The following is a 542-nucleotide window of genomic DNA, read 5'->3' on the forward strand; positions in this document are numbered from 1 at the left end:
TGGTGTGCAGGTAACACTGGACGACCCACTTGACCGACCGCATCGAAGTCTGCATCTCCGGTGGCCGGCCGAACCGCGTCACTGGATCGAACGCGATTCGACCCCCGTGACTCTGCAACGGCTGCGTGTTGTGCGCATCTCGCGGCCGCGACGACTTTAGCCAGCGGTGCGCCGCATCACGTAACAGGAACAAGTCATCATAGGTCTCAACAGCCGGCAACGACACCCCGACTTTCCCCAGCGCTGACTGGGAGTGCCACGACGGCGGGATCCCGTACTCTCGCGGCAGAAACACACCGTGCCTGACACACAACTCTCGCCGCGTCTGTTCGTCAACCCGCTGGGCAAGCGCCTGGTACAGCGCGTTCCCTGTCACGTGGTACGGGTGTCCCAGATACCCCGTCTCCAGCTTGAACAGCACCTGCTGGATCCGCGTCACACTGACTCACCCCCTACATTTCCACTCCAGACCCCGACCAGTGCCCGAGACCGAAGCACAGCGGACTGTAGTCCAGACACACCCTGTTTCCAGTGCCCTGACC

At 62.4% G+C, this 542-nt stretch carries 1 pseudogene; it reads right to left on the minus strand.

Features of this window, described 5'->3' with window-relative positions:
- A pseudogene (locus DVK07_RS24065) lies at positions 1–439 on the minus strand (hypothetical protein); the annotation flags it as partial.
- Positions 440–542 lie beyond the last annotated feature (103 nt).

Origin of the sequence: Halorubrum sp. Atlit-26R (assembly GCF_003666015.1) — an archaeon.
Taxonomy (GTDB): Archaea; Halobacteriota; Halobacteria; order Halobacteriales; family Haloferacaceae; genus Halorubrum.